General features: G+C 42.9%; 16 protein-coding genes, 1 tRNA gene and 2 pseudogenes. 6 read left to right on the plus strand and 13 right to left on the minus strand.

Annotation, left to right across the window (positions count from 1 at the left end; translation table 11 throughout):
• Positions 1 to 597: 597 nt before the first annotated feature.
• Together ACYRY3_RS11225 and ACYRY3_RS11230 are read left to right on the plus strand one after the other, a co-directional pair.
• On the plus strand, positions 598 to 786 hold the full coding sequence (locus ACYRY3_RS11225) for a hypothetical protein (protein WP_460201755.1): 189 nt from the start codon (positions 598 to 600) through the stop codon (positions 784 to 786).
• Positions 787 to 977: 191 nt separating this feature from the next.
• The gene (locus ACYRY3_RS11230; protein ID WP_460201756.1) at positions 978 to 1,103 is read left to right on the plus strand and encodes a hypothetical protein; all 126 of its coding nucleotides are present in this window, start codon (positions 978 to 980) and stop codon (positions 1,101 to 1,103) included.
• 128 nt (positions 1,104 to 1,231) lie between these two features.
• Here ACYRY3_RS11230 and ACYRY3_RS11235 read toward each other — a convergent pair whose 3' ends face one another.
• The 6 genes and pseudogenes from ACYRY3_RS11235 to ACYRY3_RS11260 form a co-directional block, all read right to left on the minus strand.
• Entirely contained in the window at positions 1,232 to 1,786 is a 555-nt protein-coding gene (locus tag ACYRY3_RS11235; protein ID WP_460201757.1) for a hypothetical protein, read from the minus strand.
• A gap of 703 nt (positions 1,787 to 2,489) precedes the next feature.
• Complete coding sequence (locus tag ACYRY3_RS11240; RefSeq protein WP_460201758.1) at positions 2,490 to 3,653, minus strand: alpha-1,2-fucosyltransferase; 1,164 nt, start codon at positions 3,651 to 3,653, stop codon at positions 2,490 to 2,492.
• Positions 3,654 to 3,658: 5 nt separating this feature from the next.
• Positions 3,659 to 5,035, minus strand: a complete 1,377-nt coding sequence (locus ACYRY3_RS11245) for a condensation domain-containing protein (protein WP_460201759.1) — start codon at positions 5,033 to 5,035, stop codon at positions 3,659 to 3,661.
• A gap of 57 nt (positions 5,036 to 5,092) precedes the next feature.
• On the minus strand, positions 5,093 to 6,394 hold the full coding sequence (locus ACYRY3_RS11250) for a glycosyltransferase (RefSeq protein ID WP_460201760.1): 1,302 nt from the start codon (positions 6,392 to 6,394) through the stop codon (positions 5,093 to 5,095).
• Positions 6,395 to 6,444: 50 nt separating this feature from the next.
• A pseudogene (locus tag ACYRY3_RS11255) lies at positions 6,445 to 6,675 on the minus strand (glycosyl transferase family 1); the annotation flags it as partial.
• Positions 6,675 to 6,896: pseudogene (locus ACYRY3_RS11260) on the minus strand (AbrB family transcriptional regulator); the annotation flags it as partial. The pseudogenes ACYRY3_RS11255 and ACYRY3_RS11260, both read right to left, overlap by 1 nt.
• 1,320 nt (positions 6,897 to 8,216) lie before the next feature.
• Here ACYRY3_RS11260 and ACYRY3_RS11265 point away from each other — a divergent pair.
• Positions 8,217 to 9,215, plus strand: a complete 999-nt coding sequence (locus ACYRY3_RS11265) for a succinate dehydrogenase/fumarate reductase iron-sulfur subunit (protein ID WP_460201761.1) — start codon at positions 8,217 to 8,219, stop codon at positions 9,213 to 9,215.
• Positions 9,216 to 9,244: 29 nt separating this feature from the next.
• Here ACYRY3_RS11265 and ACYRY3_RS11270 read toward each other — a convergent pair whose 3' ends face one another.
• From ACYRY3_RS11270 to psbX, 4 genes are all read right to left on the minus strand, one after another.
• Positions 9,245 to 9,769, minus strand: a complete 525-nt coding sequence (locus tag ACYRY3_RS11270) for a TolB family protein (RefSeq protein ID WP_460201762.1) — start codon at positions 9,767 to 9,769, stop codon at positions 9,245 to 9,247.
• 61 nt (positions 9,770 to 9,830) lie between these two features.
• Positions 9,831 to 10,391, minus strand: a complete 561-nt coding sequence (locus tag ACYRY3_RS11275; protein WP_460201763.1) for a TolB family protein — start codon at positions 10,389 to 10,391, stop codon at positions 9,831 to 9,833.
• Positions 10,392 to 10,439: 48 nt separating this feature from the next.
• Positions 10,440 to 11,354 (minus strand): Ycf66 family protein, encoded by a 915-nt coding sequence (locus ACYRY3_RS11280; protein ID WP_460201764.1) that lies wholly within the window; start codon positions 11,352 to 11,354, stop codon positions 10,440 to 10,442.
• Between the two features lie 296 nt (positions 11,355 to 11,650).
• Positions 11,651 to 11,770 carry a photosystem II reaction center protein PsbX gene (psbX, locus tag ACYRY3_RS11285; protein WP_460201765.1) on the minus strand — a complete coding sequence of 40 codons (120 nt, stop codon included), beginning with the start codon at positions 11,768 to 11,770 and terminating at the stop codon, positions 11,651 to 11,653.
• Between the two features lie 232 nt (positions 11,771 to 12,002).
• Between psbX and ACYRY3_RS11290 the strand changes: the two genes are divergently transcribed.
• Positions 12,003 to 12,293, plus strand: coding sequence for a YggT family protein (locus ACYRY3_RS11290; protein WP_460201766.1), 291 nt, complete (start codon positions 12,003 to 12,005; stop codon positions 12,291 to 12,293).
• A 49-nt stretch (positions 12,294 to 12,342) separates the two neighbouring features.
• On the opposite strand, the gene accC is transcribed toward ACYRY3_RS11290, so the two are convergent.
• Complete coding sequence (gene accC / locus ACYRY3_RS11295; protein WP_460201767.1) at positions 12,343 to 13,692, minus strand: acetyl-CoA carboxylase biotin carboxylase subunit; 1,350 nt, start codon at positions 13,690 to 13,692, stop codon at positions 12,343 to 12,345.
• Positions 13,693 to 14,033: 341 nt separating this feature from the next.
• Between accC and ACYRY3_RS11300 the strand changes: the two genes are divergently transcribed.
• Positions 14,034 to 14,114: transfer RNA gene (locus tag ACYRY3_RS11300), tRNA-Leu, on the plus strand.
• Positions 14,115 to 14,253: 139 nt separating this feature from the next.
• Entirely contained in the window at positions 14,254 to 15,435 is a 1,182-nt protein-coding gene (aroF, locus tag ACYRY3_RS11305) for a 3-deoxy-7-phosphoheptulonate synthase (protein WP_460201768.1), read from the plus strand.
• Between the two features lie 258 nt (positions 15,436 to 15,693).
• On the opposite strand, the gene ACYRY3_RS11310 is transcribed toward aroF, so the two are convergent.
• Positions 15,694 to 17,877, minus strand: a complete 2,184-nt coding sequence (locus ACYRY3_RS11310; RefSeq protein WP_460201769.1) for a caspase family protein — start codon at positions 17,875 to 17,877, stop codon at positions 15,694 to 15,696.
• Positions 17,870 to 19,228, minus strand: coding sequence for a hypothetical protein (locus ACYRY3_RS11315; RefSeq protein ID WP_460201770.1), 1,359 nt, complete (start codon positions 19,226 to 19,228; stop codon positions 17,870 to 17,872). Before ACYRY3_RS11315 ends, ACYRY3_RS11310 begins: the two co-directional genes overlap by 8 nt.
• Between the last annotated feature and the right edge of the window lie 52 nt (positions 19,229 to 19,280).

The following is a 19,280-nucleotide window of genomic DNA, read 5'->3' on the forward strand; positions in this document are numbered from 1 at the left end:
TAAAACTTTAGTGGAGCCATATGGTAAACGCTCTTATTTAACTAACAAGCTCTACACTCAATAGCGCTTGGTTAATATTAATTTTCTATGAAGCTGTACAAGATTTTTACCCCTCCCAACCTGCCCGAAGTTCGGGCAGGTGCCGCAGGCGGTAGGGTTCTTTTTATGCATCTTCATATGGAAACGGTATAAAACTATAAACGAATCCAAAATCCTTGCTTTGACATTAAATGTAACTAACGTCAAGACATACATTAAACAAGCAGTATTAGGTTTACACTCACGTAATGTATGTCAACTAAAGTACACATTATCATTGTATTTAAATTTAGAAACTACCCCTTAAAGTAGATAAGCATCTACCTCTTAAAGCAGGTTTTTTTTTTAAAATCTGTTCTTATTTTGCAAATAAAATTTAAATTTTTTAGTACGAAAAGTGGGTTTTGCAGAATCTAAATCCCATTTTAGCAACCAGTATAAAAAGTGGGTTCTGTAGAGTCTAAATCCCAATTTTTAGTAACAAGTACGAAAAGTAGGTTTTGCAGAGTTTAAATTCCATCTTTACTAAATACTGAAGTTTAGACTAAAACATGAAAAATGACCCAGCTTCGCTGGGTTAAAGAGGTTATAACTAAAGATATAAGTTGTGTATCTTTTTTGGACGAAGAAAGTGGACAGGTTGTCCAAAATCTTCTTCAAGTCACACTCACCTTTGGCGACAGCATCAAGATACTCTTGAGGAACTCCGAAAGCAACCGCCAAACCTTGAACTGGACTTTAGACTAGATGGCAGTGGTGCGATTCTAACAGAGAAACCCTCACAGTAGAACTGCAAGGGTTAGGGGTTACTGACATCTTGCACCTTCTCAATAAAGGGGTGGTGGGCGGTGCCCACCCTACGTAATAATAAGCTTTTCAGCCTATTATTTTCTCAATAAAATGGTGGTGCAAGATATGAGGTTAGGGATGTCCGGCTGGTGACGACCTGTTGGATATTCTTGGACATTCGTGGACGGCTGGTGGTGTGGGGTCAGGGAACAGGTGAATGCGATCGTACAAATAGCAAACACACCGACGCCCTCACCCCTGCGAGAATTCCCTAGGAGCCGCCGAAAGATTTTGAAAAGGTTACTGGAATATATATGTCCTCCTCTCAGCGTGTTCAGAGGAGGATTTCTCTAGGTACGTGTGTACTAGTAAATTTGACTTACTACCCCTATTTTGCACCTCATTAATCCGACAGAGCAGGTGGACGGAAGTAGCTCACATTATCCAAGGCAAAGCGTCCACCAGAATTGGAGAAGCTGATTGAGACACTCTTGACCGCCGGACCATCGTAATCGTAGCGCCCACCAACGAAAAAAGGATCGTTGGTCGTAGTGAGTTGGACTTCCTGACGGAGCACACCAGCCCCAGGGCGGTTAAGAGTGATAATTACCGACTGAGGGACGCCAAAAACGCTTTGCGCTACTCCAAATCCGAAAACTGTCGTAGGCTTGTCAAACGTAAGGTGAAGCACGCCGGATGCATTGCCTTCGATGTTAGGGGGTTGAATATTGTTGGTGGCTCCAGGTCCAAAAAATAAGCCAGCGACACAGTCTAAGTTGGGCGAATTGGCAACGGTAAAAGAATACAAAACACCGTTCAAATTCAAGCCCTCACAGCTAACGGGCTGAACGTTGAACGTCTCAGTGACCACGTTCTGGTCACCCAGTACAGGGCTAGCAGCAATTCCCACCAAACAGAAACCGACCAGAGAGATCGACCAGCTGAGCGGTCTAAACAATAGTTTCATGGTGTTTATCCCGAATTATGACAATAATCAGTGTGTAGTTGTTAACAAAGATTTCTCATGTATGACAGCCATTTAGTAAGAACTTAGGGTCTTTCAAGTTCTTATAAATATTTGCAATACAAAAACTCTCATCGAAAATTGAGTGTAAAATTCAACTTCTTGAAAGTCAATAGGAATTAAAAGCTTTTAATTCAATTCTTAATCTTCAAAAATGCATTTTGTAGCTAACATTACCATGTTTTCAATTGAAATCAATTTTTTTCAAAAAATTTTCACAATTATAATTGAACTATTGTTCGCGTTTTTTATGACTGGAGTTTAGACTAAAACTTTCAGAGAGCCATTTACAAAAAACGGGCGAGGACGCCCTTACCACAAGATAGGAAATTTATTTTTTGGAAATGCCTTCCCTTGCTTCTCTGACTTAACTCACTTATCCTACTTTTAATTGATACTCGTCTACAACCTCTCATATCATGTCCGGTTGATTAGTTATAAAAAAGAAGATCTGTGCAAAAGCCGGAAATTCTCTTTCCCCCTGCCCCTGCTATCTTTATGATAAGTCTTTAACCTGACATCTTGCACCTGCTCAATAAAGGGGTGTGCGGCATAGCCCTACCTACGTAACTTAACCAACTTAACCTACTTTTAATTGGTACTCGTCTACAACCTCTCATATGTTCCCCATAGAAAGCTAACCTGCAGCACGGAATAAGCTCTTAACAACGCCAACAAAACCTTGAGCTTGATAACCCAAGTAAATTCGGAATCCCAAGCCTTCAATAAAACTTTTAGGAAAGTAAATAAATATAAATTTAAGCAAGCCCGAAATACCCTGAGTAATATAAGTTACATATAGGGCATCACTAAAGCTTTTTGAAAATTTGGGCTTTTCTCCCCCTAGATATAAAAGCGGTTGGCTGTCCCAAGGATCGAAAACCGTGAACTTTGTGGAAAAATCCCAGTGTGGGCGAACAAACATCTTTCCACGCTCATTTAGCATACACGCAGTGAAGCTGAAGGTACTGTTGCTAATACCTACCACATCGCAGTTACTTAACATGAAGAAGTCGATGTAAAACTCTAGGTTTAAATCTTTCATACTTTCTGGCAGCTTCACATTTAAATCTTTTGATGTTACAGGGGAAAATTTGCTAAAGTCATGAACAACACTGTCTATGTCATCGCTACACAAAAAGAGAACCGGGGCTTCCAATTTGTTCCATATCCCTTCCAACCAGTCCAGCCACCATTTTGAAGGAACCATGAAGGTAAAGCCAGCTAGCGGAAATGCAATAAAATCGCCTCGTCGAATATGGATTCCTACAATCGTTTTGCCTTTGGAACGAAGAAGATTTAGCCCATCCTCTAATACAGTTTTCAATTCACTTACTGGTTGAAAAAGGGAACGAAAATATTCCTTATGAGGTTTCAACAGTCGGGTATGTATTTGAAAGAAACCCCATAGATCGACGTTTACCAAACCAACATTGAGAACTTCTGCTCCCACACAATAACTTCTAGCATTCGCTTGTTTTTCCACGACACGAATGAATTCTGGAAAAGCATCGAAAAAACTTTCTCTATTATCTAAGTGCTCAATTGCAGGAGGCAAGCACTTGGAAATTGGTGCATCTTTGTGACCAAAGAGAGTCTGACCAATCCAAGGGGGACACTCCACTCTTGCTCCACTCTTCTCAGCGCAGATCCGTAAGAAAGCATACTGAAATAACTGGTTGCCGAATCGCCCGAACATACCAATACAGGACATTGTCAGAACTGCCTCTTGAGAAAGCTCGGTGTTGCTGTCTGATGAGGGTGCGATCGCATCGGTATCTTTGTTTAAGTTTGAAAGCATCTTTTTCAATTTGAAATTACCACTTCATCTAACATTGTCAAGTTAAAAGATTGAGATATGCCTGCTTTCTTTATAGTTTCCATGACAGAATCTACAAATAATTCTGCTGTCTTAGTACTGACAAGAGGGTCTATATAGGTAAAACGACAAAATATTTGTTGGTGGAAAGTAACTACACCCAAGGCAAAACACGAGCCATTTAGATGCTGACCCGTAGCAAAGTATAATTCTTTAAGTTGAACTTTTCCATATTTATTTTTAAACGGAAATTCCCCTAGGTTTGATATTTCAACTGTATTTCCTCTTCCCATTTGAGGTTCTAAAAATTTTAAAACTAAATCCCTATCGAACTGCAAATTTTCAGTATTTATTTGAGAAAGAAGAAGTACTTGACTAAGAGAATGACTGATTTTTGATTTGCATTCTCGTGCTAAATCCCAAAAGTTAGTATATTTTTCTAACGTATGAGGAATTGCTCCTATGGCAGTTGCTAAACAACCTATGTAGTCATCGTTAACCTTCTGTTTACAAAATTTTCTTAAATCAATAGCTGAACCACAAGATAAATGTATTGGTGTTTCGTTATGGATAATTTTGGCTGCTCCAAATAACATTGCCGCACATAAAGCGCCATGTACGGTGGTTTCCTCCTGCTTGCAACGATTTCTCAGCATAATAGTCATCTCTGTGCTGAGAATCCGGGTTATAAAACGGGTACGCCGTTTACTTGCAGGTGCCTCACTTTCAATGATTAACTTTGGTGGTTGGATTTCCTCAGTAGGTTTTTCCACTGAATCCGCAACTTTATTTTCACCGATAAGGCTGCTGTCAAGCAGATTTTCAACCGCAGGAAGTAATTGCATAGTGGCTACAGAGGGTATGCCATCTGCTTTCCAAAGAGGAGCGAAGCTATCGCCAGCAGCAATTCGCTGACAGTAAGACAATAGCTCGTCAATAAAAACCATGCACGACAAACCATCAGCAATAGCATGGTGAAACGTAGCAATAATTTCGCTAATACCGTGACTTGTACGAGAACGAAGAAGAGTTACTCGGCATAGAGGAACTGGACCACCGGGAAATTTTTGGTGTAACTCGTCTTGGGCAAGTTCAATCCATTGCTCCTCGTGTTGTTTGTCTACGACGCGGAAAGGAATTTTCGACGTGTCCTTCGATTGAAAATAAAAGCCATCTACTGACTCAGTTATATAAACTTGAAGCATTGGATGATGCTTTTGAACTAAATCGAGAGCCTCTCGAACAATATTGGGAGTGATTGAGCCTTCGAGCCGAGCAATATTTACAAGGATCATGCCTCCCAAATCGTGGGCAATTTCAAATAAATTCTCGATCGGACCAAGTTTTCTATTTAAGTAGTTCATATTAGTATTGCATATACGTCGGTAAGAAAAAACGTCACTGGTAAGGGTCGTCCTCAGTCATTTGTCATTAGTAAGGGTTTCAGATGCGTTGACAAGTACTGGCTTTCCCGTAGATACAGCCTGTTCCACAATATCGGCGGCTCGTTTCACCCCGCCTGCTTTGCGAATGGCTTCTTGTAACCTCAATGCATTATTCTTGTAACTGTCTTGAGTCAATACCCGCTCAATAGCAGTGCGTAGGTTGTCAACGCGCAACTGAGAGAGTGGCACCACCTCACCCGCCCCTGTCCAAGCTATACGTGCTGCTACCCCTGGTTGATCGTAAGTAACTGGAATGGCTACCATTGGTACTCCATTACTCAGGCATTCCATAGTTGTATTCATTCCTGCATGAGTAATCATCATAGTTGCTTTTTGAAGCAGTTCTAATTGAGGTGCATATTCTACAACTAAAGGATTTCCGGGTAATTCTGGCAAAGATTCCGGGCTAGCAGCGCCTCCCAAAGAAACCACCAATTGGGCATCTAATCCCTGACAAGCCGATGCAATGTTTTGAAAAATTCTAATTCGGGGATTTGGTAGAGTTCCCATCGAAGCATAAATCAGCGGTTTCCCAGTCAACTTTTCATAGGGGAAGCAAACAGATTCCCGACTTGATGAAGAATGATACGGTCCAGTAAAATGGCACCACGGCGGCAATTCCTGCCTGGGGAATTCAAACTCGGCAGGTGCTTGACTGAGTATAGCCAGTCTAGAGTTGACATCATTAATGTGAGAGTACTGGGGTAATTTCCACTCTTGGCGATACTTAGCTATCAAGTCTCGAATTGGTTTACTGAGAAGGGCAGACAACATATAGCCAATTTGATTGCGTAAACGCGCCCACCAAGCTGGGTTATACCTCCAAACGGTACTTGTAGGAGGAACACCGGGTTCTTGATTGAGCACCACAGTACTGCATACGGTTACGAAAGGAATCCCCAATAAATCGGCAATAGTCCCTCCCTCCGAGGTAGATTGGTTTACCAGCAAAGCGTCTACATTTGCTGCTTTGATTGATGCTGGAGCATCGCGAAGCATAACAGCCACCATTCGGGTGGGCAGACTAAGGATATATCGTAATGCAGCCAGTCCACCCAGTTGCCCCTGTTGGGCTAAGAATTCTGCGATTGCTCCCAACGGAAACTCTTGTTCGCCAATTGCCCGAAATTCCAATCCTGCTGCCAGTGTCTTGGGTTGAGCATCCAGTATTCCAAATAGGGTGACGCGATGACCGCGTCTTTGAAGTTCCTGTCCCAAGGGAAGCATGGTGTTAAGGGGACCAGTTGTTGGCGAACAAATGATGCCAAAATGAGTCATCGCAAAATACCTTTTTGAACTGCCTAGTAGATAGCTCATGAATTCGTCATTTAAGCCAGTACTGGCTTTCCCGTAGATACAGCCTGTTCCACAATATCGGCGGCTCGTTTCACCCCGCCTGCTTTGCGAACGGCTTCTTGTAACCTCAATGCATTATTCTTGTAACTGTCTTGAATCAGTACCCGCTCAATAGCAGTGCGTAGTTTGTCAACGCGCAACTGAGAGAGTGGCACCACCTCACCCGCCCCTGTCCAAGCTATACGTGCTGCTACCCCTGGTTGCGCCCACGACCATCTTTTGGTGCTTCTGGGCTTAAGGGAATTCCCCTAGCCGACAGTAAAGCATCATAAAAATCAGTGAGATTGACACGAACTTGGTTATTTTTGGTAACTGTATAGTAACCGCACTGCTTGGCTCTTTCTCGCCGTGGTAAATTAGAAAGTTCTTTCACCTTAGCAAGCAGTGCTTTACCTGTTAATGGTGCGGTTGCAGTTTCAGTCATTACGCTTCAAATATCCTCACTCTCTCCGAATTGATTCAATGTTGTCTCATTGCCAGTATTTGGCTTTCTAACATCTGCACAAAGCCACTTAAGACCTGAGAATGAAGGATGAATTCCTTCATATAGGTAACTCAATAACCTCTGTTATGGTTATCCCCAACAGAGCCATGTTATGGTTGTCACAGGCATGAATTTTGGTACTTTTGCGGCACTTTTAGCCATCATTTGCCATCGGAAATGAGATAATTCTCTCTTTTGGCACTACTGTAGCGGTCTCACTTCCAGCCTCCTTAACGAATTAGGTAGGCAAAAAGTGGTGAGATTTTTACTCCCGCTTTCTTGCAGCTTGAATTTTACCACTACTCAGTCGTAAACCCAAGGAAAAGCAGGTTTTCCACTTTTTCAGATCTGTCTTTCTTGCCTTTGAGTGGAAGGGTTTTCCCTATTCCTTCTCTCTAGCTTTAGACAGCAGAAGTAGCTCAATGAGGTTGTGCAGATGTACTCCGTTTTATCCTGTCGGTAGAGACAAGAAATTTCTCATCTCTCCTAGATTACGAAGAAACAAAGCAGTAACAGCCGCTGCTATATAGCGATTGGTACTGGTTTTGTTGCTTCGTAATTTCATATTAAATACTAGCATGGTTTAATAATAGCAAAATAGTTGTTTAATTTTGAATTAAACTTGCTGATACACTTTTATCTTAATCCCTACCCTCGGGATGAGTATTCCTGTAAGGCTTTTATAAAAATTCATTGAATGAATGACAAGCAGTTTTGATTCAGGAGCTAAAACCAAGAGTTTCTTGATTATCAGGTCAAGGATGTACTTGTATTGGGCTTTAACAATTCTATATAACCAAAAAATAGGCTCTTAGCCACCGTTAAGCCCGATTTTTTAGGTTAGCAGCTATCTTTAGTGTTTACATCAAGATACAGTTATAACCTAAGAAGCATTTCATTCTGATATTTTTAGTTAAGGGATACGCTAAAATGACAATCCTCAATCTTCCTGAGGCAACCTCCACCCCTCTCTCTATCACCCCAAACACATAAATGAAATGTCAAGCAGCGATTACTTTTTTCGCTACAGGTCTGGTAGTTGAGACAACAGGTGTCAACAAGATTGGGCACTAGTACAACAAAGATTTTCATCGTTATCCTTAAACTAGGAATGATTCGCTCTTGAATCATCAGTCTGTTAACACCTAGCTATAACTTATAAGGGTAGCAAGAGTATAGCTCACTCTTGAGCAACCGCCTTAGGAGTGGGCATAATTTCACAAGTCAGGTATAGCAATATTAAGATTTTGGTTGGTAGTAATGGAAGTTCTTTTTAAGGTCATACGGCAGCAACAAAATTCCTCCCCCCTGGTACAAACCTACATTTTGGATGTAGAACCAGGAAATACTATCCTCGATTGCCTCAATCGTATTAAGTGGGAACAAGATGGGACTTTAGCATTTCGCAAAAATTGTCGCAATACAATTTGTGGAAGTTGTGCCATACGAATCAATGGGCGCTCAGCTTTGGCTTGTAAGGAAAATGTTGGCAGTGAAATTGCTAGATCCCAATCAACCCAAACACTAGAAAGCAAGACTTATGCAACCCCAGAAATAACGATCGCCCCACTGGGTAATATGCCTGTTATCAAGGATTTAGTGGTGGATATGAGCAGCTTTTGGGACAACTTAGAAGCGGTTTCTCCTTATGTGAGTACAGCAGGGCGCAGTATACCAGAAAGAGAGTTCTTACAAACTCCTGAAGAGCGATCGCGCCTAGATGAAACGGGTAACTGTATTATGTGTGGAGCTTGTTACTCGGAATGTAACGCCCGTGAAGTGAACCCAGATTTTGTGGGTCCCCACGCTCTTGCCAAAGCATATCGTATGGTAGCAGATTCTCGCGATAGCAAAACCGAAACTCGTTTAGAAGAATATAACGAAGGAACTCAAGGAGTTTGGGGTTGCACGCGCTGTCTCTACTGCAATTGTGTTTGTCCAATGGGCGTTGCACCTTTGGATCAAATTACGAAAATCAAACAGGAAATTCTCGATCTCAAGGAAGCCAGTCACAGTCGTTCCATTCGCCACCGTAAGGTGTTAGTCAATTTAGTCAAACAAGGCGGCTGGATTGATGAACGTCAGTTCGGTTTACAAGTGGTCGGTAACTACTTTAGGGACTTGAAAGGATTGCTCGGTATTGCTCCTCTTGGATTGCGAATGATAGCCCGAGGTAAGTTCCCCCTACAGTTTGAACCATCAGCTGGCACTGAACAAGTGCGATCGCTTATTGAAGCCGTACAGGAAGTAGAGAGTTAGGAGTGTCTGTCTGTCTGAGTGAGTTTCCTTCACTGGGGATCTTGAGGCACATTTAAAGGTTGCCCAGAACGGTTATAAACTAAAATATCCCATTGCCCATTTACGCTGGACTCAAACGCAATCCTACTACCATCATTACTAATTGTGGGATTGCGTACTTCTGCTTGCAAGTTAGCAGTTAAATTGCGTAATTGCCGTGTTTCGCGGTCGTAAAGAAAAATTCCCGATCTCCCCTGACGGTTAGCAGCAAAAACAATGTAACGACCATTCTCAGCAACAGAGGGATGAGTTGCTACAGTATCAAAAGAATTTAAACCGGGCAAATCGACTAAATTCCGAGTGACCGTATCAAACATATAAACATCTTGGCTTCCCCGGCGGTCAGTTGTAAAAACAACATACCGTTTGGAAATTTGTGGATTTAATTCCGATCCCAAGCTGTTAAGACTGCGACCTCCAGGATCGATAGGATAGTTCAACAGGCGAGGGTAGCCAGTACAGCCACCTAACAAACTAGCTACAGCAAATATAGGCAGAAAACGAAATCGTTTCATAGTTAGTAGTTGGTAGTTGGTAGTTGGTAGTTAGTAGTTAGAAAATACCACTAACCACCTCCTATGGAGACCCTACCACTGAATCTCCATCAGGAATATCTAATTCAAAATCTGGTCCTCGGTCTAGTACCTCAATATCCCACTGACCGCGACTAGCCGTTTCAAAAACAACATAACGCCCATTGGGACTAATGCTGGGATTTCTTACCCAGCCACGATAGATTGGTGTGAGAACTTGCGATTGTTGTGTGACGCGATCGTAAAGTGCTATGACGGGTCTACCTTGGTCGCTAGTAATGTAAGTAATATAACGTCCGGTGTAACTAAGACTGGGACTTTCAATAATAGTTTCAGGTCGATTTAAGCGTGGTGTACTCACAAATTGTTGTTGTTGTAAATCGTACAGCAAGACTTGATGATTACCGTTACGATTAGATACAAATGCCAAAAAACGACCATTTCCACTCAACGCGGGTTGCTGTTCGCTATAGCGACTGTTGAGGGAAGTAGGTCCAATAGGAATATCACTGTAACCGCAGGAGACTAGCATACCTGCCAACGCTAAACAAAGACTCCAATGAAGTTGTCTTTGGAGCCGAAATCCGGGTGTAATCTTTTTCACCTTAACTGTTTTTTGTTGCCTGTAACTGCAACTTCTGACCAAATTTATTTATACATCATCATCAAAGTTTACTGAACTATCTTGTTCGTCATTAGAGCGATTCGGGCGTTCGAGAGGTTTGTATTCTACGTAATCAGTAGAAATAACATCATCGTCTTGACGCTCAACTCGAGAAGTCGAGTCACTGGGTGGACGACGTCTTCTTGGTCTGGGAGGCGCATTATCTTCGGGAACCTCTGGACGTACTGGTCCATTATTTCCACGTCGGGAAGGTCTTCTTTCTTCGCTTTGCGGGCGATCCCAATCCTCAATTTGTGGCTTGGAGGAAGCGCCCCAATCCTCATCCTCAAACCTTTCAGAGGTACGTACTGGACGAGAATTGCGACGACGTGGCTTATCTGTATTCGGTCTTTCGCTACTACCACTGCGACGATCTAAACGACGGGGGGCTTCATCATCGTAGTAATCATCGCGAGATGAACGAGAATCTCTGCTACCTGGAATTCGTCGTGGTGCGGGTTCGTCTTCATCATAGTAAGGCAGGGGTTCTAAATCAGCCTCCATTTCTGCCTGATACTTCGATCTTCTACTATATGAAGGGCGATCGCTCACTTCTCGTTCGTCATCCACAATAGGAGTGTTGCGCTTGGCTTGCTGGGTGGCAATCCCTCGCAAGCGAATACTTTCAACTGCAAAAAACGTAGTTGAGCCTACTAAAAGCAGCTGACCAAATTGTAGAATCGGGTCGAGACGCCATCCTTGGAATATGAGAATAAAACCGCAGAGTAAACCGACAGCTGCAAAAAAGATATCTTGGTCGCGAGAAAGTTCTGGGCGCACAGAACGGAGAAAATAGAGTGCTGCCCCAGCCACAGCCAAGAAAATTCCTAGGATACTGGCTGAGTTTGCCCCAAAATTTACCTGAGCCAGAACACTGGCTGAGTTCAGCCCAAACATTAGCATTGCTGTTTACCTAATAACAAATCTATGTTAGCGAGTTAGAATTTAAAACTCCACCGTGACTGGACACAATATATTATTCCTGCTATAGAAATGCAAAATTGTTCCCAAAGGGAACGCCGTGCAAAAGTATTTCTACATTACCACTTATTCGCCAATAAACATTTTTGGCCAAACACTAAGTATTTCTTACGTGTGATGCTAGAAAGCGGCTTGTAAAGAAGAGACGTAGGATACTACGTCTCTTATGAAAGTTTTCTAACGTGAATGTAGGGAGTGCCCACACGTTCTTTAAAATTCTATGAGCGTTGAATTTTATCTTTCTGGCTAACAAAAATCAATCCCACTGTTACGGGGATAACAACAATAGCAGTACCCCAAAGCAGACTCCAAAGGAAATTTGATAAAGACGGTGTCATAGATTTCAACCTTTTTTTACATACCTTGTTTTAATTTTAATACTCTATCAGATTCTTGAAAAGTTACCATGCTGGGACTGGGGATAAGTTTTCACCCTACTTTATAGAACTAGCTAGTTGAGAAAATCGAGAGAAAAGAATTACAATTGTAGAGAGTGCTTTACAAAGCTTAAATTTTCACCGCTTTTGCTCTCATCTTTCTCAACTCAGGCGAAAGAGCCAAGCTTGTATCATGACAGGTGCTACCCTTGCTATTTGGATTCTCGGTCCGATATTGGGGCTGATGACATTTTTGTTTATTGTTCGCATTGTTCTGACCTGGTACCCCCAAGCAGAACTCAATCGTTTTCCTTACAATTTAGTAGCTTGGCCGACTGAACCTTTTTTAGTGCCTTTGCGAAAGATAGTACCACCTCTAGGTGGAGTGGACATAACCCCGGTCATTTGGGTTGGGATTTGCAGTTTACTGCGAGAAATTTTGCTGGGTCAGCAAGGGCTGCTAACTATGCTATCTCGCGGTTAATGGTTAGCGGTAGTACAGACGCGCCATGGCGCGTCTGTACTACCAACCCTTAACCAAGACCTTTCATCTCCTGTACAAAATTGGTATAAACCTTACCCTGTAGAAACTGAGGATTTTCCATAATTTTTTGGTGAAAACCAATAGTAGTTGGTAGTCCAGTGATGGCACATTCTCGCAGTGCCCGTTTCATGCGGTTTATAGCAGTGGAACGGTCAGGACCCCAAACGATTAACTTTCCAATGAGAGAGTCATAGTAAGGGGGAATCTGATAATCGGTATAGACATGGGAATCAATTCGGACTCCGGGACCTCCAGGGGGGAGATAACCACTGATACGACCAGCTGAGGGGCGAAAGTCATGGTCGGGATCTTCAGCATTGATACGGCACTCGATCGCATGACCCCGCAAAAGCACTTGGTTTTGGCTAATTTTGAGTCTTTCTCCTTGAGCGATCCGGATTTGTTCGGCCACCAAATCCATACCTGTTATCATCTCTGTAACGGGATGCTCAACTTGAATTCGGGTATTCATTTCCATAAAGTAGAACTGACCCGAGCTATCCAAGAGAAACTCGATAGTACCTGCTCCAGTGTAATTGATAGACTGAGCGGCTCTGACTGCTGCTTGTCCCATCTTCTCACGCAAATCTGCGTCTAAAGCAGGGCTAGGTGCTTCTTCTAAAAGTTTCTGATTGCGGCGCTGGATTGAGCAATCACGTTCACCCAAATGGATGACATTGCCATAGTTATCAGCCAATATTTGAAATTCAATATGGCGGGGACGCTCAATAAATTTTTCTAAATAAACTCCGGAGTTACCAAATGCTGCTCCTGCTTCGCCTTGAGCCGCTTGATAAGATTTAATAAATTCACTTTCAGAACGTACCAAACGCATTCCCCTGCCGCCACCACCCGCCGTGGCTTTAATCATGATAGGGTAGCCAATTTTCCTAGCAACGGTTAATCCTTCATCTTCCGACTCTAACAATCCATCACTACCTGGTACCGTAGGCACCCCGGCTTTTTGCATGGTTTCTTTTGCCGTGGATTTATCCCCCATTAACCTGATTGCTTCGGGAGAAGGACCGATAAAAGCGATGTGATGATCGGCACAAATTTCTGCAAATCGAGCATTTTCTGCCAAAAAACCATAACCGGGATGAACTGCACTGGCATTACGTGTCAAAGCTGCGGCAATGATATTGGGAATATTCAAATAACTTTTACTGCTAGCCGCTTCGCCGATGCAAACCGCTTCATCGGCTAGTTGAACGTGTAAGGCATTTCGATCCACGGTGGAGTGTACGGCAACCGTCGCAATTCCCATTTCCTCACAGGCGCGGAGAATGCGAAGAGCAATTTCTCCCCGATTAGCAATTAATATTTTGTCAAACTTCATCTTCTAACTATGATATTAGTTCGGTAGATTAACATTTTCTGCCGTCAAAGTTGAAATTATGCAGAGCCTCATTTCACTATGCCCGACATCAGAAGTCCAAATCACGCCCTAAATATAGGCAAAAATTTGGTTTGTTGCCGCTACAGGTTACTTGAAATTGCATTTTGAACCTCCAAGTACAATGCCCTACAAGAAGTGTACGAGGATTGTGCGCCTTAAAGTACTTACAGTGGCAACATTAATTAGTTCATTCCCAAACATCTCTTTTCTGTATTTTGGGTATCATCTCACCCATATTGCTTTTTATTTTCACGCTTGCTATACTTATTGTGATGAATCTTGCGGATGTGGCGGAATTGGTATACGCGCACGTTTGAGGGGCGTGTGGGCTTCCCTTGCGAGTTCGAGTCTCGCCATCCGCATTTTGAAAATTGAGTCAAGAGCCCAAAGTCAACAGCATACAGTTTTTTGACTCTGGGCTCTTGACTTTGGCTCAGAATTTTTGAGCGATCGCCGATTTTTTGTGCTTTTATAGATATAGGTAAAGTTTTGTGAAGAATCTTGACTGCGACTTTTACGCCGACAAACAATTTAACACTACCGTCGGGGTGGCATCGTCTCACTCCGATATGGCAGGGTGGAGAGGAAGTCATTCAACAAGGTTTGCCTCACACTCAACTCGCGCCTGCTTGGCAACTCCTTCTGTTAGGTGATGGGTCTCCGACACGACATTTACAACTCCTGACAGGCGAACCAACAGAAGTGGACGTAATTGATATGTCATTAGTTGGCATGGACTTGGATGGTGCGCCCGATCTAATCAAAGCTGTACCCGAACCGCGACTGCGAAGACAAGTTTGGTTGCGAACCGCTTCCGGTCAGCGATTGGCATACGCAACCTCTTGGTGGGAAGCTTCTCACGTGGACGAGTATTTACAGAATCGTTCATTACCAATTTGGGCGAGCTTAGCACGTCTGAGGACAGAATTGTACCGAGATGTCCAAGGAATCTATTACGGTGACTCAGCAGCTCTAGAATTGGGTTTTGAGGAAACCGGACCTTTTTGGGGTCGCCACTACTTGTTTTGGCACCACGGAGGTATGGGAGAAGACGGACTAAAAATTTTGGCAGAAGTGCGATCGCGCTACAATCTCCCAGTGGTCACCGAAGTTATGTCGATTTCCCAAATAGAAGTCGTCGCTACCCATGCTGATATGCTTCAGGTTGGTAGCCGCAATATGCAAAACTTTGACCTTTTAAAAGCATTAGGACAAGCAGGTAAACCGATACTCCTCAAACGCGGTTTAGCTGCAACAATAGAAGAATTTATTATGGCAGCTGAATATATCCTAAGCCACGGCAATCCTGATGTTGTGCTTTGCGAGCGCGGTATTCGCAGCTTTGACAATTACACTCGCAACGTACTGGATTTAGGAGCCGTGGCGGCACTCAAACAGATAACTCACTTACCCGTAATTGTAGACCCTTCTCATGCTGTGGGCAAACGAGAACTGGTAGCACCTGTGGCTAAAGCATCTGTTGCTTGTGGGGCAGATGGCTTGATTATTGAGTGTCATCCACAACCAGAAAAATCCGTGTCTGATGCGCGTCAGGCATTGTCTTTAGAAGATATGGTGAACTTGATTGATAGCCTAAGACCAGTAGCTGCATCTGTCGAACGGAGTATATCAGAAACATTGGGGGTGGGTTTACAACCTGCCCCTATTTGTTGTGCGGCGTAATATTGCCGAGTCAAACGTAGGGTGGGCACCGCCCACCACAATTGGCTTGATTGATAATACTCTTGGCGAGTTCAACGTAGGGTGGGCACCGCCCACCACAATTGGCTTGATTGATAATACTCACCCTGGCAATTGCGTCTACCTCATGTATGTGAAAACACCAAATTGAGAATGGTGGGCAATGCCCACCCTACGAGGAGGATGAAGTTGATGATTGGTGGGCAATGCCCACCCTACTAAAAACGGAAGTATTATTGGCTACAATTTAATAACAATTTTTATCTGTTCTGTTGTCCATTCTCTACTTGGATAAGCAACAGGATTGAGTTTTCTGGTGGGAGGTGTTTCGCTAGCCATAGCTGCTAATAATTTGGTTAGGGGGTCATCTCCTATGGTGAACCTTCGCTCGTTACGGGGTTGATCCAATACTGGGAGTTCTAGACAATGGAAATTAGTAGCGCTCACCGTCGCAAATACTTTGAGAACGGTAGCACCTTCAGTGTAACCCGAACGAAGACTGGTACGGAATCTAACCGATATGTCATTTTTCGGCTCTAATGGTTCATAGTCACGCTTTGGGGGGTAGTGCTGGGTAATGCTCCAATCAGGCTGAATTGCGAGTACGGTAATATTGAGTTCTTGAGAAGATTCATTGTGAATTCGCAAGGCAACTTCTTCACCAACACTGAAGGTAGGTAAGTTACCTGGGGCATTGATGGGTCGTAATTCTTGATTTTCTCCCACTGTACACAGTTCAACTTTCAACTTTCCTGCGAGAGGAGATCTTGGGTCATTATTATCCAGTTCTAAAGTCGCATGGTATTTTGATAAATGTACCAGCCTTTTGACAACATTCATACCAGCCATAGACCCGCCGACTTTAATAGCAGGGTGCAAATTCATAATTGTTTCTCCGCCTGCATCAAGAATTTCATACTCTCGTTGAGAGTTGACAGACACCTGATATGTCACGGGTTCATCGCTCTCTTCATCAAAAGATAAGAGTTCTATCCAACTATTGCCTTGTACGATTCTTTTAGAAGTTCTAATTGCTTCCAATGCTGCCTTGGTATCTACCCCGAAAGCTTGTAAATTTTCCTGGGGAGGTAATAAGCGGACTTTGCGGACAAGCTTCACACCGGGAGAAAGTAGCACTGCAGGAGCACCATCTTCAATTGTTCCTTCACCAATAGTTGGCGCTGTCTGTTGTTGGACTGGGGTTCCTGGAACGTAGGTTCTCTTTTGATGTAATGGGGATCTTGCATTTTCTTGGTTCAAAATTGCTGTAATCTCCGCCCAAGACTCTTGTGCAAGCACTTCTACAATCTTCGCTAGTGCAACGCGTTTTGAGGCGTCGGTAAAATTGGTGGTGCCCAATTGATAAATAGCAAACTCTGCGCCCTTACGCAAACCTTGTGCTTGACCTGCTTGCAACAGAACCCGCTTTTTTTCTAAATCGACTTTTTTGACAACAACAGCAGGCTGAGACAACATGGAACGATCGCTAAAGATGGTGCGATCGCTTTCCCCTTGTAGCATGGGTGTTTGTCGTGGAAATTGAGTGTTGACCTTTGCCTGGATGCGAGAGTGAAGGGTTCTATAAGTCACATTATTTCCCAGTTTCTGGAGAGAGTCCAGTAGCCAATAGGTCAGCGCACCATTGTTTTGTTGACCTTCAAAGGGGTACTCATAAGCATATTCACTATCCCGACAAGCTGCTAGTAGAACATATCCTTTTGGCTCGGGTAACCAACCACTGGTTGCGATCGCATTGCGAGTGTTTTGTTGTTGAAGCCAAGTTTCCATGACTTGGCTACTCAGTGGAACCAAGCTTTCCTGAGATCGTTGGGTTGTATCTATAGTATTTCTATCCAGCCCGCGAATGCTAAAATCTTTAATCTCTCCTCGTACTGCTCCTCCAGAATGGCAGCTATCCAGGACAACCGTGACCAATAACCCTTTATCCACCATGTTTTGTAAAAGTTGCGCCAACTCTAAATCTCGTAGGTAGCGGGCTTGGGAATTGCCAATGTCCATCGGAACAAGCGCTTCATCAAACCTGAAGTGTCCCTTCAGTTTGGGATAAATTGTTACCGCACGCCCCCCATGACCGGAGTAGTGAATGTAAATATGGTCTTGCGGTTGAGCGAGTTCGGTAAGTTCTTGAAATTTATTGACAATATTTTCGTAGGTTGGCAATTCCTGTGGTGATTCTTTTGGTAGGTTGGGAATTTCAGATTGAGAAGCCGTGAGCTTAAAAATTTGTGCATCAGGTACATTAAATGTGTTTTTTAGGAAAGTTTCCACTTGATTAATGTCTCGTACACATCCAGTCAGTTTTTTATAGGAAGATCCATCAGGTAATCTATTTTCTAGATAGCAATCAATTCCTATAAGGAGTGCGTATATTTTCTGAGGATGAGAAGTCTCTGGTTTAGACATTTTTATTATTTTCTGTTGATAAGTGATTTAAACTACGGCAAGCAACATCGGCACTTAATCCCCAGAGGAGCAACCCTAGAAAATCGGAAAAAGGTCTAGCTCCGAAAGTTTTACCATTTTCTATATAAAGAGAATTTAATCCCATAGCAGTGAGGGCAAATAATAAGGTAAGGGATAGTATAGGTTTTACAAACCACAGTGTTGCTTCGACACGAACTAGGTCTGATAACCCAGAAAGTACCACCATAAATCTTTGAGAACGTTTTAATAGAGAAGGTTTACTTGATGATTCTGAGGAAATTTTAAGAATGCGTTTAGTTGCAGCTTGTGCTTCCTGTAAAGATATATTCATTGCCATTTCCCTCGAAGCTTCAGAAGTCTGATTATTTAAAATAGTCTTTAACTTTTCCAATGATTCATTAGCCGCTGCGTCATCTTGTCTTGCAATGAAAAAGCGAATCTGTTCTATTTGCTCCAGAGCTTCTTTTTGGGATTGCGTGTCTAGGGGGTCTTCTCCTATTTGTTTCTCAATAAGTTGTAGGTTAATTAAAACTTCCAGGCGATTTCTAATAGCTTCAATCTCAGCGATCGCAGCATCAATTTTCTCCCGGAAAATTAACTTGCGAGCTTCATTAGACATAACAGTTAGTATCTTTCGATCCTGTTCATTTTCCAAATCGGCATCTGCAATATCTAGGTCAAGACGGTTAACTTCTTTGAGAGCATCTGCTTGAGCACCACCGGAACCCTGTACGTACTGAAAAAGCCTGCCGAGAATAACTCCTAAAAATAGTACAAGTATCGGAAAAAGCGGACCAGTTCTAATATTTAAGTCCAGTGGTAATGTCAGGCGGTTACCGCGAGTGTCGAAGTTGAGATAGACAGACCCAGTATAATGGTCGGGAGGCATTGCAGAGCGGTTTAAAACGAGATTTATTCCAACAATCTGGTTAGCAGGTAAGGATTGAGAGTCTGGAGAAATGGCTATGGCAGATTTGTTGAGTTGATAACCCGTGAGTTCACCTTGGGCTACAACGGTAGTATTGACTACACTGATATTTCTGGGAGTACGGTTATCAAATTGTAATTCTCGATTATCTATATATGTACTGGCAGGTAGTAACATACGAGCCAAGCCGCAGTCTAACCAACCCCTACAATTCACTAAATTCAGCTGAATTTGCCTGGTTCCTTCTAATGGAAGTAACGTCAATTGCCTGTCAACAGATGTGGTGCGAGGAGCTGTTTCTGACTGACTGGGGAGCTGGTTATTTTGTACGTTCGTTTGAGCTAGAGTTGGTTTTTGAAGCAAAGCTAGAGGCAGCAGAATTGTGATTAGCCATTGTTTCATCGTTTTTTTAGAATGGTGGGCAGTGCCCACCCTACTTTTTTAACAATCTTAC

The organism is Scytonema sp. NUACC21 (genome assembly GCF_054684315.1).